The following is a 25712-nucleotide window of genomic DNA, read 5'->3' as shown; positions in this document are numbered from 1 at the left end:
CGGATCAGTGTCTTGGGGAGTTGCCCCACCCACCCCGGGCTGTGAAACGCTAACGTTTGGCGTACAGGTTTCGTGCACAGGTTTCGCGTACACGTTTTAAGGTACGAGTATCGCGTAGCGGTAAGGACACTGCCGGAAGGTCATGATCATCACCGATTCCAACGACCCGACACCGCAACCCATCTTGGCGCGGTTGCCGGAAGCAGCAATCTTCCTGGTTGCCACCGTCGACGCCGACCCCAACGCCGAACAACAAGTCTGGGACTTCCTTTCCGGGATCACCGGCCTCATCCGCTCAGTCGCTTCACGGGTTCCCGAATCCCGCCTGCTGTGTGTTGTCGGCATCGGTTCCGATGTCTGGGACCGCCTGTTCACCGGACCACGGCCGGTGGGGCTGGCGCCGTTCATCCCCCTCGAAGGAGCAGTACACACAGCGCCGGCCACCGACGGCGACCTGCTCTTCCACATCCGGGCCCGAACCATGGACGCGTGTTTCGAGATGGCCACCCAGATCACCAACGCGCTACGAGGCGCGGTGACGGTCGTCGATGAGGTGCACGGATTCCGGTTGTTCGACATGCGCTCGATGGTCGGATTCGTCGACGGCACCGAGAATCCGGATGGGCCGGCCGCCGAACGCGCGGTGACCGTTGCGGCTGCCGACGATCCCGACTTTGCGGGAGGTAGCTACGTGTTGATTCAGAAGTATCTCCACAACATGGCCGCATGGAACGCCGCCGGCACCGACGAGCAGGAACGGGTCTTCGGACGAACAAAGTGGGACAACATCGAAATGGACGACGACACCAAGCCGTCGAACTCACATACCGCGCTGACGGTCATCGAGGACGACAACGGTGAGCAAGTCCAGATCATGCGCGACAACATGCCTTTCGGCCGGGTTGGGCAGGACGAATTCGGGACCTATTTCCTCGGATATTCGGCCGGCCCGGAAGTGACCGACGAGATGTTGCGCAACATGTTCATCGGCAAACCCGAGGGCAATTACGACCGGCTCCTCGACTTCTCGACTGCCGTCACCGGCAGTCGTTACTTCGCGCCGACGATAGATTTTCTCGACGATCCGCCCGCTCTACCGGCTCGCGCAGCCGAAAACAACGAACCCGACACGAACACCACAGACATCGACCCCGGCGTGGGGTCACTTCGGATCGGCGACCTCTCCCGGCGCCGTCAGCTGACCACGGAGGAAAGATGAACAACCTGCACCGCGAACTCGCACCGATCTCTGCCGCAGCGTGGAAGGAGATCGAGGAAGAGGCGACCCGGACCTTCAAGCGCAACAGCGCCGGTCGCCGACTCGTCGACGTCAACGGTCCTCACGGGTTGGAACTCGCCGCGGTCACCACCGGACGTCGCCTTCCCATCGACGCACCCGGCGCCGGCATCGAAGCCAGTGCCCGCACATCACAGTCGATCATCGAGTTGAAGGTTCCGTTCACGGTCAGTCGGCAGGCGGTCGACGACGTCGACCGAGGCGCACAGGATTCCGATTGGGATCCCGTGATCGAGGCCGCTCGCAGGCTTGCCCAGGCAGAGGACAGGGCGATTTTCGAAGGCTATGCAGCAGCGGGCATTTCCGGGATTCGCAGCAATGCACCCGGTGATCCGACCAAGCTCCCCAGCGACGTCCGCGAATACCCCGAGGCGATCAGCCAGGCATTGAGCCGGCTTCGTCTGTCGTCGGTGAACGGACCGTACTCGTTGGCACTGAGCGCCGATGTGTGGCTCAAGGTCAACGAGACCTCCAACCATGGCTACCCGATCATCCAGCACCTGCAGCGAGTGATCGATGGCGACATCATCTGGGCGCCTGCCATCGACTCGGCCTTCCTGCTGAGCACCCGTGGCGGCGACTTCGATCTGACCATCGGACAAGACGTTTCGATCGGCTACGACTCCCACGACGCCACCGGCGTGAACCTCTACTTCCAAGAGTCCTTCACGTTCCTCGTCTACACCGGCGAAGCCGCAGTCCCCTTTGTGACCACCGGAATCTGACGCTCTGCAACCGAGCTCGACAGCCGAGCCCCACCCGCCACCTACCGCGCCGCATCAGGCCGCGCGGTAGGTGGCTTTCTTCCAGCCGAAGTCGACTGCATAGACCGGCGCGAGCGATGCTTCGTGCTTGTTCTCGAACGCTGTCCTGGCACGTGCCTGGAACCACTCGGCATCGGCCCTGCTGTCGGGGTTCCACATTTCCGGGTTGGTGAAGTATTTCTCCGGGAAATGAGTGTTGTTGGGTCGCGGCCGATCCAGTGTTCCGCGTTGACGCCACCCGATCCGGCCCTGCCAACCCGGTGGACCGGTGCCGGCAGTGATGATCTCGGCGATCCACCCGGTCTCACCATCATGGATCTGGGCGTGGTCGGGATCGCACACCAGGGTCAGGACGGTGATGTCGGTCCAGCCACCCTTGGACCACTCCCGCGTGTGATGCACCGCCACCTCTGTCGCCGGAGCATCACAATAGGGCCGGCCACGGGCATCCCCGCTCGGCAGCAATCAACGCCAACCGCTGATCAGCGGTCGCCAACCGTTCTTCCCGCCCCAGATGCAGCGGACGATGCTTGTCATCGAGCAACGCCAAGAACTTACGACTCACACCCGCGAGCTTCAACACATCCTGGACCGACACCACCCCACCCGAGGCGGTGGTGGCCACACCCCGTTTCTTGTTCGAGCTGCTCCAACGTCATGGTTGCGTTGTCCCGGCGTGCGTTGTCCCGGCGTGCGATGATCGCGTGCGCTGCCGCGCGCACGGTGTCCTTGTCGGCTTTATCCGCCAGCCCCGACGGTGAGTCCGGATCGTGGGGGTTGTTCATCCCGGCCGCAGCCCATTTGGCGGCAACGACATCCCAGAGCGCTTTGGTCACCGGATCGAGCGTGCCGGTGATCGCGGCCATGTTGTCCGCACCTTACTTGGACACCGACAGTTCGCGTTTGTGTTGCCGGTCACTGTCATCGAACTCGCCGTCGGGATCGAGGTGATCGCGCAGATACAGGCCGACCCGTTTGAGTTCATCGGGGTCCATCGTGCGGGCGGCCTCGGCCATCAACTGCTCACCCTGAGCCCACACTTCGAGGATGCCGCGGATCGTGCCGGGCAGATTCCTCAACGTGGCGTCGATGACGTCGTAATGCGCCACGCCGATCGCACCGTCGCGCATCGCCAGCCAGGTATGCGGATAGACCGGAGCGGTGACCTCACCTGTAGGGGTGTGCCATTGACCCACCCGCTCGGCTCTTTTCGAGCGGGCGCTGGCCTGAGCCGCCGAAATCCGCACCTTCACCGCTTCATCACGACGGGTCCGGGTCTCCACCGCCTGCGCAAGATCGACGGTCTCCGTATCTGACAGGTTCGCCAGCGACACCTCAACGAGCCTGCGCGACAACACCTCACGGACCGCAACGACCTCTTCCGCATCAAGAGCCATGCCCTCGATACGGTTGATGAGATCTGCCACCCCCGATGCCATCCAACAGTTCTATCAGCACCCACCGACAAGCCGTACCGTTCAACACTTTCGGGCCCGCTCGACGAACGGAAGGGCACGGTCGACGGCTCCAACGGCACGGTCGACGGATCTCAGAGCCTATCGACAAGCGCCCTTCAGCTGGGATCGCGAATGCCAGCGCAATGGTGCACGGCAGATTTCAACAACGGCGGAGTGCTGATCGCAGCACCGGCACCGACGGTGCGTCCAGGTAGAGACCGTAGGTCCGCATCACCAGTACGAATTGCGCCGCGTATTGGCAGTGAAATGCCTTGTTCGCGGGCATCCACCGCGCCGGTTGTTTGTCACTCTTATCCTGATTGGTATCTCCGTCGACGGCTACGAGGTTTGCGGGATCATTGGCAAAACGTTGTCGCACAACAGAACTCCATGAACGCGCACCCATGTCCCAGGCATAGGATAGCGGGACGATATGGTCGATCTGGACTTTGGCGCCCGATCCCTTCCCGCGACGAAAGACGATCCACTCCCCGCTGTACGGGCTACGGAACTCACCTGTGGCCACGGCCCGGGCACAGGAATCGACTGCTGCAAAGGTCTTGTCGCGCAGATCGCGATCGAGGATGTCGTTGCGGGTGTCGCACCCATTGCCGGCGCCGCCCGCATCGGTGTTGTCGGTCCAGGCCGCACCGAACGCACTGCGGTCGTAATCGGGCGGCTCCAGCCGCCCGGCCAGTACCGGGATCAGAGCCAGTTCACCCAACAAACGCTGCGCGTCCTGGGAAACGTCGGGCGAACGCTTGATCGAAATACCAATTCCGGCGACCGCCGCCGCAGAGACGGCAAATACGATCAGCCCGGCCCACACCCGAGTCGGAAGCCTGCCTCCGCTAGGTCTTGTCCAGGAACGCCAGCCGAACCGGGCCCAGGACCGAATCGACCAGCGCCGCCATCGGTTTGTGATCCACCAGTGTGAGGTCCTCGCTGACGACCTCGTCGGCCAGCGCTCTGGTGTCGTCGATGAGGTCGCCGTCGGTGAGGAGCGAGAGGAACCGGAGCGAGGAGGTCTCACCGGACTGGAGCGAGCCAAGTAGATCACCCTCCCTCCGCTGAGCCAGATCGACGAGCGACAACTCGAACCCGTCATTGGACGCCGCAACGGCCCGCAACCGTTCCATCGCCGGCGACATATCTGCCGCTCCACTCATCAGCAGGCACAAACCGGGCAACCCACCACGACCGACACGACCACGAAGCTGATGCAACTGGCTGACACCGAAGCGCTCGGCATCCACGATGACCATCGTTGTGGCGTTCGGTACATCGACTCCGACCTCGATCACAGTGGTCGACACCAGGATGTCGATATTGCCGGCCGTGAAATCTGCCATCACTTGCGCTTTGTCGTCGGCGTGAAGCCGACCGTGCAGCAACTCGATTCGATGCTTGCCCAGCGGCCCCGTTGTCAACGTGTTGAACATGTCGACCGCCGCGATGGCCGGTTCGCCGCCCGCCTCACTGGATTTCTGCGCCGACTTCTGGCCGGCGGCCGTACCGTCGTCACCGATCCGGGCGCACACCACGTAGACCTGCCGGCCCGCCTGCACTTCTTCGTCAACACGTTCCCAGGCCCGCTGGACCCACTTCTGATTGCCCTTGGGCACAACGCTGGTGGTGATCGGCTGACGGCCACGCGGCAGCTCCTTCAACGTCGAGGTCTCCAGATCACCGAAGACGGTCATCGCCACCGTGCGGGGAATCGGGGTCGCGGTCATCACCAGCAGATGCGGAACCACACCGTCGCGTCCGCGTGACCGAAGCGTATCTCGTTGTTCCACACCGAATCTGTGCTGTTCATCGACAACCACGAATCCGAGATTGAAGAAGTCGACGTGCTCCTGGAGCAGCGCGTGCGTCCCGATCAGGATGCCCACCTGCCCGGTGACGGTTTCGAGAAGCGCCGTCCGCTTGGCGGCGGTCTTCAGCGACCCGGTGATGAGGGCGATGCGGGTGGCTCCCTCTTCGCCTTCGAGTTCACCCTCTTTGGCCAGTCCACCCAGCATGTTCTCCAAGGTCCGGAAGTGCTGCGCGGCAAGAACCTCCGTGGGCGCGAGCAATGCGCACTGGTAACCGTTGTCGATGACCCGGAGCATGCTGAGCAGCGCCACCAGGGTCTTTCCCGATCCGACCTCGCCCTGCAGCAACCGGCTCATCGGCGCGACCTTTGTCAGGCCTTCGGATTCGGGGCGCGACATGTCCGCGGTGATCTCGTCGATGACTTCGTGCTGCCCGTCGGTGAGCGTGAACGGCAGGCGCTGGAGGAACCGGTCTTCGAGGCCGCCGGCCACATGCGGACAGGACGGACCTTCGGCTCCGCGATCGACATGTCTGCGCTGCGCCAGTGCGAGTTGCAGCGCCAGTGCCTCGTCGAACTTCAAGCGCGCCGACGCCTGATCGATGTCGTACTGGCCCTCGGGTACGTGAATCTTGCGGATCGCTTCGTCGGCCCCGATCAGCCCCCGCGCCTCGCGCTCGTTGTCGGGCAATGGATCCTCGATGGGTTCGAGCGACCCCAGGACTGCCCGCACGCACTGCCAGATGGTCCAGGCCTGCAGCTTTGCCGTCGCCCGGTAGACCGGGATCACGTCGCGGACGAACTCCGAGAAATCGATGGTGCGATCACTGTTCTCACCACCACCGCCGGCATCGGTGGCCAGAGCCTTGGCGATGCCCTGCATCAGGGCCGATCCCACCGCGTCGTCCGCTTCGATCGATGTGCCGTCTTCCGGCAGCTTCAGCCAGTTGGGGTGCGTGAGTTGCAGTTCGTTGTTGAAGTACTTCACTTGGCCGGCCATCATCACCCGAGACCCCTTCGGGAGCTTCGATGCGATCCACGGGGAATTGAAGAACGTCACGGAGATGCGGTAATTCCCGTCGAAGACAACAATTTTTGTCATCTTGCGCCGCGAGTTCCGGATCGGGATCGTCTTTGAGTCCTCGACCCGTGCCACCACCGTCAACCGTTCCCCCGCTTGCGGTTTACGTTCACCGGAGAGGTCGCCCTGCTTCACGTAACGGTCGGGCACGTACCGCAGCAGCTCGCCAACCGTCTGCACATCGATCTGCTCGGCAAGCAGATCCGCGGCCTTGGCTCCCAGAACGACATCCAGAGACTCAGACAATGCCACCACTGCTATTCGACTCCCACCTGAAGCAGTTCGCCCACCTGCCCACCCGGAAAGCTCACGAACTCGACTCCGGGGTGCTGGGTGTTCACATGATGTTCGAGTTGTTCGAGCACCTCGGGATCGAGATTGCGCCCGGCGAGCACGCTGACCATCTCACCACCGGTGCTGAGGAGTAGATCAACCAAACCTGATGCCGCGCCGATGATCTCGGGATGGATGACCAGGACACCGTCTCCGATGAGCCCGAGATGGTCTCCGGGTTCACACGTACCGGCGAAGGTCAGGGTCCGCTCGGTGGCCGTGACCACCGCACCGAAGCGAGTGGCCGCAGCCGCCTCCGCCATCGCATACGCGTCGTCGTCGGGCAATTCTCCCGGATCGTGCACGGCCATCGCCGACAGGCTCTGCACCATCGAACCGCCGGGCAGGATCACCACCGAACGCTCACGGGAACGTGCCGCCGCGGCCACGGCAACCAGATCAGGGGCGGGCAACGCGCCGTTGCCCATCAAGATCACATGTGCGCTGTCGACGTCGATGATCGCCTTGGCCAGCACCTCGGCGTCCAGTTCACCGGCCCCGCCGGCATCGGCCCGGACAACCACCGCGCCTTCCTGCTCGAACAACTCCGCCGCCTCGTCACCGGTGACGACGGCAATCACCGCACGCTTGCGACGCGGTGGGCGCTCGGCGTTTTCTCCCTGTCCCCGATGGGCGTCGAGAAGAAAGCAGCTGATCCTGATGTCGCTCACCCGGCCGAGTGCCACACCGGCTTCCACCGCGGCTCCGGGCCGGCAGGTGTGGACGTGGATGGAAAACCGCTCACCTGCGCCGTCATCTGCACTGTCACCCACGATGACCACCGCATCACCGAGTTCGCCGAGGTTCGTCCGCAATGTCGAGATCTGCTCGGCGGCGGCACCGTTGAGCAGGTACATCACCTCGAAGTCCATCTCGTCGTCGCCCTCACAGGGTTCGCCGATCTGGTGCCCTATCCAGTCCCCGCCACCGACCAACGCTCCCTGATACCTGCGGCGGCGAACCGAGACGCCGGTCAGTACCTTCACGAGTTCGTCGAAGATGACCAAAAGGCCACGGCCACCGGCATCCACCACACCGGCCTGGGCGAGCACATCGAGCTGCGACTGGGTGAGTTCGAGGTCGTCGGCACAACCGTCGGCGATGGCGCGGGCGAGATCGGACGGGGTGGATCCGGCATGGTCGGCGGCGTTCTCGGCGGACCGCCGCAGCAGCGTCAGGACTGTGCCCTCACGCGGTTCACTGACCGCCCGGGTGGCGGCGAGCGATGCCAATCGGAGCCCGGCAACCCAGAGGCTGTTGAACGAAACCCGGCGTTCGACGGCATTGATCTCGGCGGCATCGGCCAGACCGACCAGCACCTGCGACAGGATGATGCCGGAATTCCCGCGGGCCTTCGCCACCGCGCCCTCTGCCATCGCCCGGGCCACCGCAGGGGTGTCGGCCTCGTCGCCGAGTGCATCGACGGCCTCCGCGGCGGACTTCATGGTGTGCAGCATGTTGCTGCCGGTGTCGGAGTCGGGGATCGGGAAGACGTTCAGATCGTTGATCTCGGCACGCACCGCATCAAGACTGGTGACGGCGCCGTGGATCCAATCCCGCAACACACCTGGGTCCATCGCAGGCGCCCCGACCTGATCCACCACGTGCCGCACCTCCTTCTTGTGGTCTGACCCACAGAGTAATCTGAGGCACTGTCAGTACTGATCTCAACCGGTTCCGGGGCTGCTCACGACCATCTCCGGCCAGGCGTTTGCGCCGCATTTGGATCGCAGGTGTGCCAACGGCTATCCTTGCAGGGTTGCCCATTGGGCGCTGACAACATGTCGGCACCTCTGGGCCGATGACCACCTAATTTCTCATTGAAGGAGTTCGACGATGGCTGCCGTCTGCGACGTATGCGCCAAGGGCCCCGGCTTCGGTAAGTCGGTCTCGCACTCACACCGGCGTACAAACCGGCGCTGGAACCCGAATATCCAGTCCGTGCGTGCGCAGGTCGCCCCCGGAAACCGCAAGCGCATCAACGTTTGCACCTCATGCCTGAAGGCCGGCAAAGTCGTTCGGGGCTGAGTATGACCGAGTTGCGGTCCACAGTGACCGATTCCAACTCCGTTCAACTCAGCGATGGCGTGCTCCGCATCGCCATCGCCTCGGACAAGGCCGGTAACTCGCTGGACCGGGCCTACTTCGATCGTGGCGCTGTTGCGCTGCGTCAGTTGGCTCGCGGCGAGATCAAGGCGGGTGCGGTACTGCTCGTCGGCACCGGAGCGAACTTCTGTGCGGGCGGCAACGTCCGCGACTTCGCTTCTGCCGATGATCGTGCCGAGTTCCTCGCCGGACTGGCCGGAGACTTCCACGACTTCATCCGTGCGCTCACTGCTGCGAACGTACCGATCGTCGCTGCTGTGCACGGCTGGGCCGCAGGTGCCGGAATGAGCATCGTCACGCATTGTGACGTGGCGATCGCCGGTACCTCGACGAAGCTGCGTCCGGCATACCTCGGCATCGGGTTGTCCCCCGACGGCGGCCTCACCTGGTCGCTGCCCCGGGTCGTCGGTGCTGCACGTGCCCGCGACATCATCTTGACCAATCGCGCGTTGGACGCTGCCGAGAGCCTCGACCTCGGTCTGTTCTCGCGTGTGGTCGAAGACGATCAGGTGCTGGCCACCGCCGAGGCTGCTGCAGCCTCGATCGCGGCCGGCCCGTGGCGCACACTCGCTGCCACCCGCAAGCTCCTGTCGGCATCGGCAACCCGCTCACTCACCGAACAGCTGGACGCCGAGGCCGAATCGATCGCCGCGCTGTCTGCGTTGCCGGACGGCATCGAGGGTGTCAACGCGTTTGTGGGCAAGACCAAGCCCGACTACACGTCGGTCAACGCCTCGAGCTGAGTCGTCGAACCGACGCACTCTTCAGACTGAAAATGGCCACCTGCTTCGGCGGGAGGCCATTTTGAATTCAGGTGCCGGCGCCCGATCAGGGCAGGCGCCAATCGACCTCTCCCGCGCCCTGCTCCTTCAATGCGGTGTTGGCACGCGAGAACGGCTTGGATCCGAAGAACCCCCGACGGGCCGACAACGGCGACGGGTGCGGCGAAACGATGGTGGTGACACCCGGCAGCCACGGCTGCAGCGACGCGGCGTCCTTTCCCCAGAGAATGGCGACCAATGGTCGATCGCGCGCAGCCAACGCCTTGATGGCACATTCGGTGACCGATTCCCAGCCCTTGCCCCGGTGACTCCCCGCCGCACCTGGTGCCACGGTCAGCACCCTGTTGAGCAGCAGCACACCCTGCTTTGCCCACGGCGTGAGGTCACCGTTCGACGGCCGGTCGAATCCGAGGTCGTCGCAGTATTCGGTGTAGATGTTGCTCAGACTCCGCGGTACCGGCCTCACATCGGCGGCCACCGAAAAGCTCAGGCCGACAGCGTGCCCGGGCGTCGGGTATGGATCCTGTCCGACGATCAGCACCCGGACGTCATCGAACGGATTCGTGAAGGCCCGCAGCACGTGACCACCCTCTGGCAGGTACGTGCGCCCCGCCGCGAGTTCGGCCCGCAAAAAGGCGCCCATCTTCGTGACGTGGCCGGCAACCGGTGCCAGCGCGTCAGCCCAGCCCGGATCCACCAGAGCAGACAATGGTTGTGCGCCAGGCATTTCGGACCCCCCTGTCACAGGTTGTGCAGTAAACACCACTAGTCGAGACGGCGAAGTGCGGTGCGGTAATACGCCGCGTTGGCCGCATAGTTCTCGACACTCATCTCGATGTGGCCCTCAGCGACCTGGTAGCCTTCGCGAATCTTTGCCGGAACACCCAGTGCCATCGATCGTTCCGGGAGTTCGAAGCCATACGCAACGACCGCTCCGGCACCGACGATCGCCCCCGCGCCGATGCGAGAACCGTTGAGCACCACCGAACCTGACGCGATCAGGCAGCCATCGCCGATGGTCGCGCCCTCGATGTGGGTATTGTGGCCGACGACGCAGCCGGCACCGATCACGGTCGGATGCACGGGTGTGCAGTGGATGACGGTGCCATCCTGGATGTTCGTCTTCTCTCCGACGTGAATCGTGCCGTAGTCGCCTCGCAGGACGGCCCCGGGCCACACCGATGCCCCAGGGCCCAGTGTCACCGCGCCGATCACCACCGCATCCGGGTGTACATAGGCACCTTCGCCGAGTTCGGGTTCACGGTCACCGAGCGCATAAACAGCCATGCCCGTCACAGTATCGGGTAGGTGCGAGCGAACAACGCACCCGTCAGAAAGTGTGCCAACCCGCTTCCGGATCCACATCCATGCCGCTCACCGTGACGGGTGGATCGGCCGGACCGGCATGCACCGATCCGATCGCCGTCCAGCCGGACGGCAGTTCCCCCGGAGCGAACGTGGCCAGCAGCTCATGATCCTCACCGCCGGCTGTGGTCCACACATTCATATCGACACCGAGCCTGGCTGCGGCAGCCGGTAATTCGGGCGCCACCGGGATCGCGGCGACGTCTATCTCGATCCTCAACCCACTCGCACGCGACATCGTGTGGAGTTCCCGCATCAGCCCGTCGGAGATGTCGGTCATCGAATGAACACCTGACTCGGCGGCGACCACCCCCAGTTCCAGGTGCGGTTCCGGTGCGCAATGTGCCTGCACCAGAGAGGCGTGGTCATCGATACCGGCCGACAGCAGATCCATCCCGGCGGCCGACGATCCCAACGGGCCCGAGACCGCGACAACGTCACCGACCCGAGGTGTCGACAAGCGCACCGGACTTCGCGTGTCCATGGCACCGATCGCCGTCACCGCGATCACCAGCTGATCACCGGCGGTCAGGTCGCCGCCGACCACATTCGCCCCGTAACGCCGGGCGGCCTCACGCATCCCATCGCGCAGACCCACCAGGGTGGTGACCGGGATGTCCTTCGGACAGGTCACCGAGGCCAGAAATCCGGTGACCCTCCCGCCCATCGAGATGACATCGGCCGCATTCGCGACCACGGCCTTGAATCCGATCTGATGTGGACTGCTCCAGTCCAGCCGGAAGTGCCGGCCGTCGACGAGTGCGTCGGTACTGACCACCACCGGCCCGCTGCCGGCGAGCACCGCGGCATCGTCGCCGGGACCGACCAGCACTGCGTCATCGCCCCGCGCATCTGCATCGGGGTTGGTGAACAGATCGATCAGCACTTGTTCGCCGACCTCACTGACCGTAGGTACCGGATCGGTGGACAGCGTTCTCACCGCGCCTTTCGTTTCGAGGTCGGCCCGCTTGATTGGGCACTGGGCACCGTTGTCGGTGACAATATGTGCCAGTCTATTTGGGTCAGCCATCGGCTGATCGTCGTCGTGACCGAAAGGAACACCGTGGTTCAGGCTTACATACTGATCCAGACCGAGGTCGGTAAGGCTGCAGTGGCAGCGGCAACGATCGCGGAAATTGCCGGTGTTGCCTCGTCTGAGGAGGTCAGCGGACCATACGACGTCATCGTGCGGGTGGACGCGACCAACGCAGCCCACCTCACAGACGAGGTGGTGCCGAAGATTCAGCAGGTGGACGGGATCACCCGAACGCTGACCTGCCCGGTGGTGACAGGCATTCCGAGGCAGGTGTGAGCCAGACCCCGAGCCGATTCAGCCCGGCGATCATCGCGACCATCATCACGATTCCGGTGATGGTGATCGTGGCCTTCATCACCTATGCGGTCGTGAAGACCGACAACAAGACCTCCGCCGACACGCCATTGAAGGCGATGTCGGCACCCGAGAGTTCATCACCGGACTGTGCGGCGCTGATCGCGGCGCTTCCCGAGACCTTCGACGGATTCGGGGAAAAAACGATCGGCGATGACGGGATGGTCAGCTGGCCACCGGGAGATGAGGTACCCGGGCCCGTCCAGTTGCGCTGCGGGGTCGAACGTCCTGAGTCCCTGTCCCCCACCTCGGGTCTGCAGGTGGTCGACCCGGTGCAGTGGTTCCTGGTGTCGGCGACCACCGACGACCCGGGCTTCCTCTGGTACGCCGTCGACCACCGCCCCTACGTGGCGATCTGGCTTCCCGAGAACGTGGGCAACGGCCCGATCCAACAGATTTCGCAATTGATCGACGAGCACCTCCAGACCGCCCCGATCGATCTCGGCAGCTAGACAGCTAGACAGATCCGGTCAGGTCAGGTCACCACAGCGGGCCACGAACCGGCTATTCCGGCTTCGTCCTGCGGCCGAGTAGCTGGTAGATGGCGTCGGTGACGGTGAGACCTTCGTGGCACACCTGGTGCACGGCCTCGGTGAGCGGCATGTCGACACCGTGCTTCTGAGCGAGTGCGCGCACCGATGAACAGGACTTGACCCCTTCGGCGACTTGGCCATTGGTCGCCTCCTGCGCCTCGACGAGCGACTTGCCTTCTCCGAGTCGACTACCGAAAGCCCGGTTGCGCGACAGCGGCGATGAACAGGTGGCCACCAGGTCGCCGATGCCGGCGAGCCCGGCCAATGTCTCCGGACGCGCACCCAGCGCGACGCCGAGCCGGATGGTCTCGGCCAGACCGCGGGTGATGATCGACGCGCGGGTGTTGTCGCCCAGTCCCACTCCCGACGCCATGCCGCAGGCGAGTGCGATGACGTTCTTCACGGCCCCGCCGATTTCACACCCGACCACGTCGGTGTTGGTGTACGGCCGGAAGTACTTGGTGCTGCAAGCCTTTTGAACCTCGCGGCAGCGGATCTCGTCTGCACAGGCCACCACTGTGGCGGCCGGTTGCCCGATGGCGATCTCCCGCGCCAGGTTCGGACCCGACAACACCGCAACCCGATCGGGGCCCGCTCCGGTCACCTCGGTGATGACCTCACTCATCCGCATCAGCGTGCCGGTCTCGATGCCCTTGGCCAAGGACATCAGCGTCGCGGTGCCGCTCAGATGGGGTAGCCATGTCTGCATGCTCGAACGCAGCGACTGCGACGGCACCGCACACACAACAAGATCCGCGCCTTCGAGCGAGTCCGCCAGATCGGCACTGGCACGCAAATCCTCCGGCAACGGCACATCGGGGAGGTAATCGGGGTTGGTGTGCGCCGAGTTGATGGCGTCGGCCAGTTCGGCCCGCCGCGACCACAGGACCGTCTCCGTTCCCGCCTCCACCAAGACCTTGGCCATCGCTGTGCCCCATGAACCCGAGCCCATGACGACCGCGCGCATAACGCCACCCCACCTTCTGCCCTCGACCGCACGGCCTCTCCGCGACGCTCCAAGCCTAGAGGTCGGCGCCAAAGCGGGGTACCTTTTCAACCCGGCATGGCCGCCGACCATGATGGACCCCATGGAAACGCGACCGGTCGCAGTCGTCTTTGCGGTCAAAGAACTGAGCGCGGCCAAAACGCGACTGGCCCCGGCCCTCGACCGCGACGCACGCCGCGCGCTGGTCTTGGCAATGCTCGAGGACACACTGACCGCGGTGGTAGGCGCCGGCCTGGACCGTTTGGTTGTCGTCTCCCCCGACCAGGCGGTCCGGGCCGCCGCGAGCACATTCGGTGCCGACACCGTGGTCGACCGGGGTGACGTACTCAACAGCGCCTTCGCGATGGGGATAGATCACGCGCTGAACCGTTGGCCCGACAGCCGAATCCTGGTGCTGCAGGCCGATCTGCCCGCCGCGACACCGGCCAGCCTCAAAGCCGCCGTCGACGAGTCGGCGCCGCTGCCGTCGTCGTACATCCCCGACCACGCCGGGACCGGCACGACCGCATTGTTTCTGGACCTCGAAGGCCCACACGCAGCCGACTTCCTGCGCTTCGGGACAGACTCCGCGCAGCGCCATTCCGACCACGGTGCCGTCGATCTCGTCTTCGGCTCCGACCGATGGACGGATCTCCGGATCGATGTGGACACTGTGGACGATCTGTTGACCGCCGCCCGCTTCGGACTCGGCCCGGCGACGTCGGCGATCGTGTCCCGCCTGCGGTTGAGTGAACAATCACCAACTCGTGATTCCAACACCCCGCCGGATGAGCGATGATGGTTCGGTGAGCACAACAGATGCGACAGGCCAGTCGTCGACCCCACCCTCTATGCCAACAGCACCACCAGCAGCAACCGCTCTACCGACCAGCACCGCCGACCTTCCCGAAGATCGTTACCTCAATCGGGAACTGAGCTGGCTCGACTTCAATGCCAGGGTTCTGGCGCTCGCAGAGGACACCTCGTCACCGCTGCTCGAACGCGCCAAGTTCCTGGCCATCTTCGCCTCCAACCTCGATGAGTTCTTCATGGTGCGCGTCGCCGGCCTCAAACGCCGCGACGAAACCGGCCTGTCGGTCCGCTCCGCCGACGGCCTGTCGCCACGCGAACAGCTCGCCCTGATCGCCCAGCGCACCCAGGTTCTCGCCGACCGGCATGCCCGCGCGTTCCTCGACTCGGTACAACCGGCTCTGGCCGACAACAACATTCACATAGTCACGTGGGATGTCCTGACCGATGACGAACGTCGCCGGATGAGCGAGTACTTCCACGAAGTGGTCTTTCCCGTGCTCACGCCGCTGGCCGTCGATCCGGCTCACCCGTTCCCTTACATCTCCGGGCTGAGCCTGAATCTGGCGGTGACGGTCAAGGACGTCGGCAAGGGCGGCGAGCATTTCGCGCGCGTGAAGGTTCCCGACAACGTCGACCGTTTCGTCCGGGTCGACCGCCAGATGCCCTCCGAGTTCCGCCACCTGTACGCGAAAACCGAGACAGCACCGGCAAAACCGCTCCTCCTGCCGCTCGAGTACCTGATCTCCGCGCACCTCGACCACCTGTTCCCGGGCATGGAGATCGTTGAGCACCATGCGTTCCGGATCACCCGCAATGCCGACTTCGAGGTCGAGGAAGACCGCGACGAAGATCTGCTCCAGGCACTCGAACGCGAACTCGCCCGCCGCCGTTTCGGTTCGCCGGTGCGGCTCGAGATCGCCGGCGACATGACCGAGCACATGCTCGAACTGTTGCTGCGCGAGCTCGATGTCGATCCCGCCGACGTGATCGAGGTACCCGGCCTCCTCGACCTCTCGTGCCTTTTCCAGGTTGCCGGAATCGACCGCCCGGCACTCAAGGATCCGCCCTTCGTTCCCGCCACCCACCCGGCGTTCGGCGAACGCGAGACCCCCAAGAGCATCTTCGCCACGCTGCGCGAGGGCGATGTCCTGGTGCACCACCCATACGACTCCTTCTCCACCAGCGTGCAACGATTCATCGAACAGGCTGCCGCTGATCCCGACGTCCTCGCGATCAAGCAGACCCTTTACCGCACGTCCGGTGATTCCCCGATCGTCAATGCGCTCATCGATGCGGCCGCGGCCGGCAAACAGGTGGTCGCACTCGTCGAGATCAAGGCGCGGTTCGACGAGCACGCAAACATCAAGTGGGCCAGGCAGCTCGAGCAGGCAGGCGTCCACGTGGTGTACGGCCTAGTCGGGCTGAAGACACATTGCAAAACGTGTCTGGTGGTCCGGCGTGAGGGTTCGACGATCCGCCGCTACTGCCACATCGGAACGGGCAACTACAACCCCAAAACGGCGCGACTCTATGAAGACATCGGTTTGTTCACGGCCGCACCGGATATCGGTGCCGACCTGACGGACCTGTTCAACACGCTCACCGGCTACTCCCGGAAAGTCGAGTACCGCAACCTTCTCGTTGCACCCCACGGTGTGCGTGCGGGCATCATCGACCGCATCTTCGCCGAAATCGACCGAGCGCAAAACGGGCATTCCGATGCCCGAATTCGCTTGAAAGCCAATGCCCTCGTCGACGAGCAGGTGATCGACGCGCTGTACCGGGCGTCGCAGGCCGGAGTTCCGGTCGACGTGGTGGTGCGCGGAATCTGCGCGCTCCGCCCCGGTGTTCCAGGGTTGAGCGAGAACATCACCGTGCGGTCCATCCTCGGTCAGTTCCTCGAGCATTCGCGCGTCTTCCACTTCCAGTCGATCGACGAGTTCTGGTTCGGCAGCGCGGACATGATGCACCGCAACCTCGATCGACGCGTGGAGGTGATGGCTCAGGTACGCGATCCGCGCCTGACCCGCGAACTCGACGACGTATTCGCCTCGGCGATGGATCCGACCACCCGGTGCTGGACACTCGGCGAGAACGGTAGCTGGACTGCATCGCCGGCCGCCGGTGAAGAAGTCCGCGACCATCAACGTCAGATGATGCGCCGCAACCGCCGCCGGGCCGACCTCGGCCAATGAGCAAGTCGGCTAACGGTCGCGGCGCGGTCGTCTACGCGGCCGGCGGAGTTGTCTGGCGGGAGAACACGCCTGGCGAGGTCGAGGTCGCTCTCGTGCACCGTCCGCGGTACGACGACTGGTCCCTGCCGAAGGGGAAGGTCGAGGACGGGGAAACCTACCTCAGCGCGGCCGCCCGCGAGATCGAAGAGGAGACGGGCTATCACGTACGCATGGGCAGGCACGTCCGGATGGTCAGCTATGACCTGCAGGGCCCGGGCCGTAAACATGTTCACTATTGGTCGGCGGAGTACGTTTCGGGTGAGTTCACACCCAATCACGAGGTCGACGAATTACGATGGCTCCCAATCGAATCCGCTGATTCGCTGATCTCGTACCACCTGGACCGAAAGGTCCTGAAGTCATTTCAGACGCTACCGGCGAAGCTCGATGTCGTGCTGTTGGTGCGGCATGCCAAGGCGGGCCGCAAGTCCCGTTACAAGGGCGACGACCGCTTGCGGCCTCTGGAGAAGGTGGGGCAGGCACAAGCCGAGGCCCTGCTGTCGCAGTTGTTGTTGTTCTCCCCGACGCACGTCCATTCGGCAGATCGTGTGCGATGTGTCCAGACGGTCGCACCACTCGCCGATGAACTCGGAGTCGACATCGAAGAGGAACCGACGCTGACCGAGGAGTCCTACGCAGACGATCCGAAGGCCGGACGCCACCGATTCCGAGACATCGCACAGTCGGGCGGGATTCGCGTCGTCTGCAGCCAGGGCAGGGTGATACCTCCCATGCTCAAATGGTGGGCGGCCCAGGACGGGGTGAAGCTCCCGGCGGCGCGGAACCGGAAGGCAAGCTTCTGGGTGCTCTCGATGCACAACGGAAAGCTCGTCGCCGCCAACCACGTCGACAGCCCGATGAGTTAGCTCTGCCGACAACCAGAACTGCTTCTGAACGCAAAAAACCCCGGTGGAGGGAAGGTCCACCGGGGTTTTTTGTGTACGTCAACGCTTCTTGGCCGGAGCCTTCTTGGCCGGAGCCTTCTTGGCGGGAGCGGCCTTCTTCGCCGGAGCAACCTTCTTGGCTGCAACCTTCTTGGCGGGAGCGGCCTTCTTGGCTGCGGTCTTCTTGGCCGGTGCGGCAGTGGCAGTTGCACTGCCACGCTTGACGGCCGGACCCGAAGCACTCAGCTTCTGCTTGCCGGCGACGACAAGCTTGAACTGTGCGCCCGGACGGAATGCCGGCACCCAGGTCGGACGGACCTTGACCGTTTCGCCGGTGCGCGGGTTGCGAGCCACCCGCGCAGCGCGACGACGTTTCTCGAAGACGCCGAAACCGGTGATCGTCACGCTCTCACCCTTGTTCACCGCCCGCACGATGGTGTCGACGATGTGCTCGACGGCATCTGTGGCCGTACGACGATCGGTCCCCAACTTCTTTGTCAGTTCATCGATGAGCTCTGCCTTGTTCATGGATTCAACCTCCGCAAACTGTTGACCCACTTTGGGCCATCTAAATGAACACGGTAAACGTCAAATCGCGAAACGTCCACGATACGCGCCAAAATTGCCCGGCGTGGCGAAAGGTATGCCGTCTAACGGGTTACGGTCGCGGGGTCGCGGCGCTCCCCGAAGCGGGCTCCGGCAGGGTCTTCGGTTTCCATACAGGCCTTACCTTTTCATAGTCAGAAATGGCCCCGACCTGCCGCAATGTCAATCCGATGTCGTCCAGACCCTCCATCAGACGCCACCGCGTGTACTCATCAATTGCGAAGGGCACCACTAGGTCCGCAGCGGTGACCGTCTGATCTTCAAGGCTCACCGTCAATTCCAGCCCGGGCTGCTCCTCGAGCCGCTTCCAGATCAGTTCGACGTCCGCCTGGTCCACCTGAGCGGCCACCAATCCGGCTTTTCCGGCATTCCCGCGGAAGATGTCCGCGAAGCGGGACGAGATCACGACCCGAAACCCGAAGTCCGATAACGCCCAGACGGCATGCTCGCGGGACGATCCGGTGCCGAAGTCAGGGCCTGCCACCAAGACCGAGCCACGGTTGTACGGCTCGACGTTCAGGATGAAGTTCGGGTCGGCGCGCCAGGCGCTGAACAGACCGTCCTCAAACCCGGTGCGAGTCACGCGCTTCAGGAACACCGCCGGGATGATCTGGTCGGTGTCGACATTGCCCTGTCGCAAGGGCACGCCGATTCCGGTGTGGGTGCTGATCGGTTCCATCGTCAATTCTCCTTCTCGTCCGCGCTCAGACCGCGGGAACTGGATCGGTCAGATCGGTCGGGGCGGAGAGCCGTCCCCGAATTGCGGTGGCAGCAGCCACAGCCGGTGACACGAGGTGAGTTCGGCCTCCCTTGCCCTGCCGCCCTTCGAAATTGCGGTTCGAGGTCGACGCGGACCGGTCGCCCGGTGAGAGTTGATCCGGGTTCATTCCCAGACACATCGAGCAGCCGGGCTGCCGCCACTGGGCGCCCGCCTCCTCGAAGATGTCGCCGAGACCCTCCGCTTCGGCCTGGAGACGAACACGAGCCGAACCGGGAACGATCAGCATCCGAATGCCTTCGGCCACGTGACGGCCCTGCAGAACGTCGGCCACCGCACGCAGATCCTCGATGCGGCCGTTGGTGCACGAGCCGACGAACACTGTGTCGACCTCGACGTCGCGCAGCCGCATACCGGGGGTCAAATCCATGTACCTCAGCGCCTTCTCGGTCGCCTCGGCCTCCGTCGCATCGGCGATCTTGGCGGGGTCCGGTACCGAGGCACCCAGGGGTGCGCCTTGCCCCGGGTTGGTTCCCCAGGTGACAAACGGCGTCAATGTGGACGCGTCGATGTGTACGTCTGCGTCGAAGACCGCGCCGTCATCGGTACGCAATCGACGCCAGTTCTCCACCGCGGCATCCCAGTCCGCACCGGCGGGTGCGTGGGGGCGGCCCTTCACATATTCGAAGGTTATGTCATCGGGTGCAATAAGTCCGGCGCGAGCTCCGGCCTCAATCGACATGTTACACACGGTCATTCGGGACTCCATCGAGAGCTTCTCGATGGCGGGTCCACGATACTCGAGGACGTATCCCTGGCCGCCGCCGGTTCCGATCTGCGCAATGACTGCCAAAATGAGATCTTTCGCGGTAACGCCCGGAGGCAGTTCTCCGTCCACATTGATCGCCATTGTCTTGAACGGGCGCAACGAAAGCGTCTGCGTCGCCAGGACATGTTCGACCTCAGAAGTGCCGATACCCATCGCGATCGACCCGAAGGCGCCGTGCGTGGAGGTGTGGCTGTCACCGCAGACGACGGTCATACCCGGCAGCGTCAGACCGAGTTCCGGTCCGATGATGTGCACGATGCCCTGATTGGCATCTCCCATCGAATGCAGTCGGATTCCGAACTCTTCGCAGTTCTTGCGAAGGGTGTCGACCTGCAGTCGCGAGACGGGATCGGCGATGACCTTGCCGATGTCGACCGTGGGCACGTTGTGGTCTTCGGTCGCAATCGTCAGGTCGGGACGTCGCACCGGACGGTTCGCCAGGCGCAGGCCGTCGAATGCCTGAGGGCTCGTCACCTCGTGAACGAGATGGAGGTCGATGTAGATCAGGTCGGGCTTACGTGCGGCACCCTCCCCTTCTCCACGCACCACAACATGTTCTTCCCAAACCTTTTCGGCCAAGGTCATCGGACGTTCAGTCATCATGATCACCAAATTTCTTCTTCTTACGAGATGGGCTGGCATCTCACTATGCGAGAGCATAGTATCGTCTCGTGAGAAATGATACCGCATCGACAGTGGCCAGTGGCATAGGTGTTCTGGACAAATCCGTTGCTGTTCTGCACGCCGTCGCCGAGGGACCATGCAACCTGAATGAGCTCTGCACACGGACCGGCCTTCCGCGTGCCACCGCGCACCGACTCGCCGTCGGACTCGAGACGCACCGCCTGTTGGCGCGCAATACTTCCGGACTGTGGTGCCCGGGTCCCGCGCTCGGGGAACTCGCCGCCGGTGCCACCGACACAGTGCGCGAAGCCGCCGCACTCGTGCTGCCGAGGCTGCGGGAGATAACCGGTGAAAGCGTGCAGCTCTACCGCCGCGAGGGTGCGGACCGGATCTGCGTCGCTGCCATCGAGCCGCCGTCGGGGCTCCGGGACACCGTCCCGGTCGGTGCCCGGCTGCCGATGAACGCCGGCTCCGGGGCGAAGGTGCTCCTCGCCTGGGCCGACCCGGCCACGGCGCGGCTCCTCCTGGGTGAGAACGGCTTCAGCGAACGGACACTGCTCGACGTCCGCCGCCGCGGGTGGGCGCAGAGCATCGGCGAGCGCGAGCCGGGCGTCGCCAGTATCTCGGCGCCGGTCCGCGACAACTCCGGCGAAGTGATCGCGGCGATCTCGGTCTCGGGACCGATCGACCGCATGGGACGACGACCGGGATCTCGCTGGGCCGCCGACCTCCTGGCCGCAGCAGATGCGATCAACAAGCGGCTCTAAGGTAGTAGCGAAAGTCACATTCATCGAATGACATCGACCTGCCCAGGCCTCCGGGGTCACGCGGCGGGGACAGCGAAAGGACACCGATGGGAACGAACGAGCGCGGCAAGATCGTGATGAGCGATGACGAGGTCAGTGACTTCATCGTGCGCAGCCGCACCGCCACGATGGCAACGGTGTCCGCGCAGGGCCGTCCGCACCTGGTGGCCATGTGGTACGGCGTCATCGACGGCGAGATCTGGTTCGAGACAAAGGCGAAGTCTCAGAAGGCCGTGAACATCCGCCGCAACCCGACGTGCACCGTGATGATCGAGGACGGCCTGACCTACGACCAGCTTCGCGGCGTCTCGATCGAAGGGACCGCCGAGATCCTCGACGATCCGGACATGATCCTGAAGTGCGGCATCAGCGTGTGGGAACGCTACAACGGCCCGTACACCGACGAGATGCGCCCGTATGTCGATCAGATGATGAACAAGCGCGTTGCGGTCCGCATCAAGACCAATCGGATTCGCAGCTGGGACCACCGCAAGCTCGGACTCCCCGAGGTGCCACTCGCCGGAACCACCGCGGAGTTCGTGAAGCAATAGCCCTTAGTCACAAGAACCCTCATGCAACGGCTCCCACATCCATCGGATGCGGGGCCGTTGGAGTTCGGCGGGTGTTCGGCGGGTCAGGAGTCCAGTTGTGCTGCGATCTCCCTGATGATCGGATCATCGTCGTCGGCGTCCTTCACCCGTTCACGCCACTGCGACAGGGTGCGATGCCGCGTCTCGATCTCGGCAGGGCTGTCCGCCTTGGACTCATCCGACGACATGTCGGGCGACACCGATTCGATCTCGAGATCCAACTCGGCGAGCAACTCGTTCTTCGTCGTCTTCTTGGTCATCCGCCCATGCTGCCCTTCCATCGCGGGATTGTTCAACCCCCGGGGCCGGGCGCACATCGGGCTCCTGCGGACGCCCTTGCCCGCCAACCGAAGTCGCGTCGGAGCGGGAATGCTCGTAGGTCGGACACCGCGGATCACCGTGGGATACCGCGGGAATGGAATGCCAGGGGGACAGATCTGTGTACATAATTCCCGGGACCGGCATCCGCCACGACCACCTCTTCACACAATCGAAACGAGGAGTTTTGAATCTTGCCGGGAGCATCCCGCCCAGACATACCCACCGACCACCGGCCGATCACCGCTTCCTCGGACTCGACACACGCGTATTTCCCCACGCACTCGCGATCCTGACCGTCTGGCTGCTGTGGGCGGTCATCGTTCCCGCCGTCGATTCGGCTGTCTCATCGGAGGATCCGACGGTGGCCGGCGACCGCCTGGCCGTGACCGAAACCATCTCTCTGACCGCACCCGCGGGCTGGAACATCGACAGTGGATTCCGCACCGACGAGCGCGGCGCATCGAGTTCAGTGCCACGAGTCGCGCTGACCGATGACACCGTGAGCGTCAGCGTCGACGCCGACACCTTCGCCGGAAGCGCCGACGAGCTGCTCTCCCAGATCGACGCCGTGGGTTCGGCGACGAATGGCAGTTCGGTTCTGGCGATATCCGGCGCGCGTACGCCCCTCACCACCGACGGCGGCCTGACCGGTGTCCAGATCAACTTCGACACCCCTCGCGCCGCGGGTTCGGTGACGACATTTGTCCTCGACGGCATGGGACTACGAGTCCAGGTCGTCGGTCCACCCGACCAGATCGCGGCCCACAGTCAGGAAATCGCCGACATGATCGCCTCGATCGGCACCACCGAGGGAGACACCAAGTGAGCACCGACCTCCTCGAAAAACGCGCGGAAACACTCGAGGCAACAGCCTGGGGCGAGAAGTTCCGCTTCATCCAACCGCGCAACATCGTGTTCTGGATCTACCTGTGGATGTGCGGTGCCGGCGCGGTCAAGGGGTGGCAGATGTTCTCGCCCTACGCCGGATACTTCGGGCGTGCACTCATCGTCACCGGCATCGTCGGCGTGATCAGCGCGCTGGTGTGGGGATGGTGGTTCCGGCACATCGACCGCTACGAACGCCAACCGGTGGGCCTGGTGGTCACCGGCTTCGTCTGGGGCGCCACGGCGGCCACGTTCACCATCGCGGTCCCGGCGAACGGTGCAATGGGCTCGCTCTACAGCAAGCTGTTCGGACAGGTCTGGGCGGAGGACTGGCATGCCGGGCTGTCCGCGCCGTTCGTCGAGGAAACCGCGAAGGGTATCGGCATAGTTGTCCTGCTGGCCCTGGCGCCCCGACTGGTGCGTACCGCGACCGACGGACTGCTCCTCGGCGCATTCATCGGACTGGGATTCCAGACCAGCGAGGACTTCCTGTATGGCGTCTCCGGTGCGATGCGCGGCTACGGCGCCCACCAGACCGACGCGGTGGTCGGTTCCATCGCCACCCGCGTCTATTCCGACATCGTCTCCCATCCGCTGTTCACCGCGCTGTTCTGCGCCGGCCTGATCTATCTGATCGGCACCCCGGCCCAACCCCGCAGAATCGCACGCGGGCTGGCGCTGATCGTGGCATCGGTCCTGATTCACGGGGTGTGGGATTCGATGGTCGCGATTGCCGACGGGAACAGCCTGCTGGTGATCGTCGTGATGGTCGGCGACATCGTCTTCGCGCTGACCGCGTTGTGGATCGCGTTCGTCTGGGCGCATCCACGCGAATCCCATTTCGTTCACGATGTGCTCGCCCCGGAAATCGCGGCCGGACTGCTGACCGAGGATGAGGTGACCGCGGCCGGCGGGTGGCGACAGAAACGCATCTACACCAAGGCCGCGGCGAACCGCGCCGAGCGACGCAGGCGGCGTCACATCGTGCGCGCAGCGCTGGATCTGTGCGGCGACCTCGCGGTCAGCAAGGGCCTCGACAGCTCCGACGTCGTCAGGGCTCGCGAAGAAGTCACCCGTCTCCGCGGCGGACTCCCGGCAGAACCGATTGCGCACTGATCGAACAGATCTCGGTGTCGAGATGACCTTCATCTGAAACCGTCCGGGCTTCGGATGGAGGTTGTCCTCGGGATCCTCAGACAAGAAAAAACCCTCCCCCTGCAATGCAGGAGAAGGGTTTTCGTTGTAGCCCCGACGGGATTCGAACCCGCGCTACCGCCTTGAGAGGGCGAATCACGGTCCAGGTCAACACCTTAGAATCGCTCTGACCTGGCCAAAGAAGCGCCAGAATCCACCCCTTAGAACCCCTGTTCGCCCCGCTCATGTGGGCAAGAATGTGGGCACGGTGGGCAGACCTACGTCACACGACGCGGGCCCTGATGTCGTCGAGCGCGACCCCCACAGCATCCAGGTCATCGTCGAACAGGTCCGCGTAGACATCGAGGGTCATCGACGCCTTGGCATGTCCGAGCATCCGCTGCAGCGCCTTCACATTCGCGCCGGCCGAAACCGCGAGGGAGGCCGCGGTATGCCGGAGTTCGTGCGGCGTGAACTTCAGCGGGCACCCGGCCGACTTCACCGCGGCGTCGAACCACATCTCGCGCGCGGCCTTCGTACGCAGCGGGTTGCCAGATCGTGGTCCTGCGAACAGCAAATCCTCACGCTCCTTGCCGGCCAGGTACTTCGACAGCTCGAGCGCGACCGACTTCGGGATCGGGACTGAGCGGACCTGATTGTCCTTCGGCGGACCCCACACGAACCGACCGTTGACGACGGTCACCGACTTCGTGATGTGGATCCGGCGCCGTAGCATGTCGACGTCCTCGACCTTGAGCGCGGCCATCTCACCCCACCGCAGCGCGCAGTACGCGAGCACGAGGATGAGCACACCCCATTCCTCGGACTCTTTTGCGAGCGCCTCAACCTGGCTCGGGGTGAGGTACCGGCGCTTCGCCGGCCGCACCTTCGGCAGACTGACGCCCTTGGCCGGGTTCGACGGCAGCCGACCGTCCTTCACCGCGAGCTCCAGGATCTGGGACAGCACCCGGTGGTTCTTGACCACCGAGGCCGGCGAGCCCGACTGGCCAGAGATCCACTCTTGAACATCGATGTGCCGAACCTTCGACACGGCATTGCCTCCGAACGTCGGCTCGATGTGATTCGTGATGATCCCCTCGTATCGGAACCGCGTCGACTCGGTGAGGTTGGACTTGCCGTCGAGCCACCGTTTCGACCAATCCGTCACCGTGACTTTTCCGAGTGTTGGGTCGATGTAGAGCCCGTCAGCCTTGGTGACCTCGATCCGGGACGCAAAGCCCTCGGCCGCTCGCAGCGTCGTGAATCCGCGCTTGTCCGTCTGGCGGCCATCCGGCTTGCGGTACCGGACGCGGTACCGCTTGCCCTGCGCTGTCTCATACGGCGTGATGCTGGCCATGG

General features: G+C 64.1%; 28 protein-coding genes, 1 tRNA gene and 1 pseudogene. 13 read left to right on the top strand and 17 right to left on the bottom strand.

What is annotated here, in order from left to right:
- Window positions 1-142 precede the first annotated feature (142 nt).
- Window positions 143-1219 (top strand): Dyp-type peroxidase, encoded by a 1077-nt coding sequence (locus VIQ49_RS26730; protein WP_331889819.1) that lies wholly within the window; start codon window positions 143-145, stop codon window positions 1217-1219.
- Entirely contained in the window at window positions 1216-2022 is an 807-nt protein-coding gene (locus VIQ49_RS26725) for a family 1 encapsulin nanocompartment shell protein (protein ID WP_331889817.1), read from the top strand. Before VIQ49_RS26730 ends, VIQ49_RS26725 begins: the two co-directional genes overlap by 4 nt.
- Window positions 2023-2076: 54 nt before the next feature.
- On the opposite strand, the gene VIQ49_RS26720 is transcribed toward VIQ49_RS26725, so the two are convergent.
- The 7 genes from VIQ49_RS26720 to VIQ49_RS26690 all read right to left on the bottom strand — a co-directional run bounded on the left by VIQ49_RS26720 (window position 2077) and on the right by VIQ49_RS26690 (window position 8325).
- Entirely contained in the window at window positions 2077-2463 is a 387-nt protein-coding gene (locus VIQ49_RS26720; RefSeq protein ID WP_331889815.1) for a hypothetical protein, read from the bottom strand.
- 22 nt (window positions 2464-2485) lie between these two features.
- Entirely contained in the window at window positions 2486-2626 is a 141-nt protein-coding gene (locus tag VIQ49_RS26715) for a hypothetical protein (RefSeq protein WP_331889813.1), read from the bottom strand.
- Window positions 2616-2927: a hypothetical protein gene (locus tag VIQ49_RS26710; protein ID WP_331889811.1), complete on the bottom strand. Its 312-nt coding sequence runs from the start codon at window positions 2925-2927 to the stop codon at window positions 2616-2618. Before VIQ49_RS26710 ends, VIQ49_RS26715 begins: the two co-directional genes overlap by 11 nt.
- 12 nt (window positions 2928-2939) lie before the next feature.
- Window positions 2940-3500, bottom strand: a complete 561-nt coding sequence (locus tag VIQ49_RS26705; protein WP_331889809.1) for a DUF222 domain-containing protein — start codon at window positions 3498-3500, stop codon at window positions 2940-2942.
- Between the two features lie 178 nt (window positions 3501-3678).
- Window positions 3679-4347 carry an HNH endonuclease family protein gene (locus VIQ49_RS26700; protein WP_331889807.1) on the bottom strand — a complete coding sequence of 223 codons (669 nt, stop codon included), beginning with the start codon at window positions 4345-4347 and terminating at the stop codon, window positions 3679-3681.
- A 22-nt stretch (window positions 4348-4369) separates the two neighbouring features.
- Entirely contained in the window at window positions 4370-6676 is a 2307-nt protein-coding gene (gene recG / locus VIQ49_RS26695; RefSeq protein ID WP_331889875.1) for an ATP-dependent DNA helicase RecG, read from the bottom strand.
- Window positions 6673-8325: a DAK2 domain-containing protein gene (locus tag VIQ49_RS26690; RefSeq protein ID WP_331889873.1), complete on the bottom strand. Its 1653-nt coding sequence runs from the start codon at window positions 8323-8325 to the stop codon at window positions 6673-6675. The genes recG and VIQ49_RS26690 overlap by 4 nt, the downstream gene beginning before the upstream one ends.
- A gap of 259 nt (window positions 8326-8584) precedes the next feature.
- Here VIQ49_RS26690 and rpmB point away from each other — a divergent pair, with 259 nt between their 5' ends.
- Together rpmB and VIQ49_RS26680 are read left to right on the top strand one after the other, a co-directional pair.
- A complete protein-coding gene (rpmB, locus tag VIQ49_RS26685) occupies window positions 8585-8776 on the top strand; it encodes a 50S ribosomal protein L28 (RefSeq protein WP_036517975.1) in 192 nt (63 codons plus the stop codon).
- Between the two features lie 2 nt (window positions 8777-8778).
- Window positions 8779-9597 carry an enoyl-CoA hydratase/isomerase family protein gene (locus VIQ49_RS26680; RefSeq protein ID WP_331889803.1) on the top strand — a complete coding sequence of 273 codons (819 nt, stop codon included), beginning with the start codon at window positions 8779-8781 and terminating at the stop codon, window positions 9595-9597.
- Between the two features lie 85 nt (window positions 9598-9682).
- Here the strand turns inward: VIQ49_RS26680 and VIQ49_RS26675 are convergent, their stop codons facing one another.
- The 3 genes from VIQ49_RS26675 to VIQ49_RS26665 are packed head-to-tail and all read right to left on the bottom strand — an operon-like array spanning window position 9683 to window position 11887.
- A complete protein-coding gene (locus VIQ49_RS26675) occupies window positions 9683-10363 on the bottom strand; it encodes a uracil-DNA glycosylase (protein ID WP_331889801.1) in 681 nt (226 codons plus the stop codon).
- Window positions 10364-10401: 38 nt separating this feature from the next.
- Window positions 10402-10923, bottom strand: a complete 522-nt coding sequence (locus VIQ49_RS26670; protein WP_331889799.1) for a gamma carbonic anhydrase family protein — start codon at window positions 10921-10923, stop codon at window positions 10402-10404.
- 43 nt (window positions 10924-10966) lie between these two features.
- Window positions 10967-11887, bottom strand: a complete 921-nt coding sequence (locus tag VIQ49_RS26665) for a thiamine-phosphate kinase (protein WP_331889797.1) — start codon at window positions 11885-11887, stop codon at window positions 10967-10969.
- A 117-nt stretch (window positions 11888-12004) separates the two neighbouring features.
- Between VIQ49_RS26665 and VIQ49_RS26660 the strand changes: the two genes are divergently transcribed.
- Window positions 12005-12313, top strand: coding sequence for an Lrp/AsnC ligand binding domain-containing protein (locus VIQ49_RS26660; protein ID WP_331889871.1), 309 nt, complete (start codon window positions 12005-12007; stop codon window positions 12311-12313).
- A complete protein-coding gene (locus VIQ49_RS26655) occupies window positions 12310-12843 on the top strand; it encodes a DUF3515 domain-containing protein (RefSeq protein ID WP_331889795.1) in 534 nt (177 codons plus the stop codon). The genes VIQ49_RS26660 and VIQ49_RS26655 overlap by 4 nt, the downstream gene beginning before the upstream one ends.
- Window positions 12844-12895: 52 nt before the next feature.
- Here VIQ49_RS26655 and VIQ49_RS26650 read toward each other — a convergent pair whose 3' ends face one another.
- Window positions 12896-13891 carry an NAD(P)H-dependent glycerol-3-phosphate dehydrogenase gene (locus VIQ49_RS26650; RefSeq protein ID WP_331889793.1) on the bottom strand — a complete coding sequence of 332 codons (996 nt, stop codon included), beginning with the start codon at window positions 13889-13891 and terminating at the stop codon, window positions 12896-12898.
- Between the two features lie 121 nt (window positions 13892-14012).
- Here VIQ49_RS26650 and cofC point away from each other — a divergent pair, with 121 nt between their 5' ends.
- Genes cofC through VIQ49_RS26635 form a run of 3 tightly spaced genes read left to right on the top strand, consistent with a single transcriptional unit; the run spans window position 14013 to window position 17822 of the window.
- Window positions 14013-14708 carry a 2-phospho-L-lactate guanylyltransferase gene (cofC, locus tag VIQ49_RS26645; RefSeq protein WP_331889791.1) on the top strand — a complete coding sequence of 232 codons (696 nt, stop codon included), beginning with the start codon at window positions 14013-14015 and terminating at the stop codon, window positions 14706-14708.
- 52 nt (window positions 14709-14760) lie between these two features.
- Window positions 14761-16917: an RNA degradosome polyphosphate kinase gene (locus VIQ49_RS26640; protein ID WP_331889789.1), complete on the top strand. Its 2157-nt coding sequence runs from the start codon at window positions 14761-14763 to the stop codon at window positions 16915-16917.
- Window positions 16914-17822: an NUDIX hydrolase gene (locus tag VIQ49_RS26635; protein ID WP_331889787.1), complete on the top strand. Its 909-nt coding sequence runs from the start codon at window positions 16914-16916 to the stop codon at window positions 17820-17822. Before VIQ49_RS26640 ends, VIQ49_RS26635 begins: the two co-directional genes overlap by 4 nt.
- An 84-nt stretch (window positions 17823-17906) precedes the next feature.
- Here the strand turns inward: VIQ49_RS26635 and VIQ49_RS26630 are convergent.
- The 3 genes and pseudogenes from VIQ49_RS26630 to leuC form a co-directional block, all read right to left on the bottom strand.
- Window positions 17907-18368 (bottom strand): annotated as a pseudogene (locus VIQ49_RS26630) (HU family DNA-binding protein); the annotation flags it as partial.
- A gap of 130 nt (window positions 18369-18498) precedes the next feature.
- On the bottom strand, window positions 18499-19125 hold the full coding sequence (leuD, locus tag VIQ49_RS26625) for a 3-isopropylmalate dehydratase small subunit (protein ID WP_331889785.1): 627 nt from the start codon (window positions 19123-19125) through the stop codon (window positions 18499-18501).
- A gap of 25 nt (window positions 19126-19150) precedes the next feature.
- Complete coding sequence (gene leuC, locus VIQ49_RS26620) at window positions 19151-20593, bottom strand: 3-isopropylmalate dehydratase large subunit (protein ID WP_331889783.1); 1443 nt, start codon at window positions 20591-20593, stop codon at window positions 19151-19153.
- 71 nt (window positions 20594-20664) lie between these two features.
- Here leuC and VIQ49_RS26615 point away from each other — a divergent pair, with 71 nt between their 5' ends.
- Both VIQ49_RS26615 and VIQ49_RS26610 read left to right on the top strand, forming a co-directional pair.
- Complete coding sequence (locus VIQ49_RS26615; RefSeq protein ID WP_331889781.1) at window positions 20665-21384, top strand: IclR family transcriptional regulator; 720 nt, start codon at window positions 20665-20667, stop codon at window positions 21382-21384.
- A gap of 86 nt (window positions 21385-21470) precedes the next feature.
- Window positions 21471-21974, top strand: a complete 504-nt coding sequence (locus VIQ49_RS26610; protein WP_331889779.1) for a PPOX class F420-dependent oxidoreductase — start codon at window positions 21471-21473, stop codon at window positions 21972-21974.
- An 83-nt stretch (window positions 21975-22057) separates the two neighbouring features.
- Here VIQ49_RS26610 and VIQ49_RS26605 read toward each other — a convergent pair whose 3' ends face one another.
- Complete coding sequence (locus VIQ49_RS26605) at window positions 22058-22273, bottom strand: hypothetical protein (RefSeq protein WP_331889777.1); 216 nt, start codon at window positions 22271-22273, stop codon at window positions 22058-22060.
- Between the two features lie 245 nt (window positions 22274-22518).
- Here VIQ49_RS26605 and VIQ49_RS26600 point away from each other — a divergent pair, with 245 nt between their 5' ends.
- Both VIQ49_RS26600 and VIQ49_RS26595 read left to right on the top strand, forming a co-directional pair.
- Window positions 22519-23160 (top strand): hypothetical protein, encoded by a 642-nt coding sequence (locus VIQ49_RS26600; RefSeq protein WP_331889775.1) that lies wholly within the window; start codon window positions 22519-22521, stop codon window positions 23158-23160.
- Window positions 23157-24335 (top strand): PrsW family intramembrane metalloprotease, encoded by a 1179-nt coding sequence (locus VIQ49_RS26595; RefSeq protein ID WP_331889773.1) that lies wholly within the window; start codon window positions 23157-23159, stop codon window positions 24333-24335. Before VIQ49_RS26600 ends, VIQ49_RS26595 begins: the two co-directional genes overlap by 4 nt.
- A 127-nt stretch (window positions 24336-24462) precedes the next feature.
- Here the strand turns inward: VIQ49_RS26595 and VIQ49_RS26590 are convergent.
- Window positions 24463-24551 (bottom strand) — tRNA-Glu (locus tag VIQ49_RS26590).
- Window positions 24552-24636: 85 nt separating this feature from the next.
- Window positions 24637-25710, bottom strand: coding sequence for a site-specific integrase (locus VIQ49_RS26585; protein ID WP_331889771.1), 1074 nt, complete (start codon window positions 25708-25710; stop codon window positions 24637-24639).
- Between the last annotated feature and the right edge of the window lie 2 nt (window positions 25711-25712).

This window comes from Williamsia sp. (assembly GCF_036566845.1).
GTDB lineage: Bacteria > Actinomycetota > Actinomycetes > Mycobacteriales > Mycobacteriaceae > Williamsia.
The sequence above is the reverse complement of the archived record's forward strand: the minus strand, read 5'-3'. Positions and strand labels throughout refer to the sequence as shown.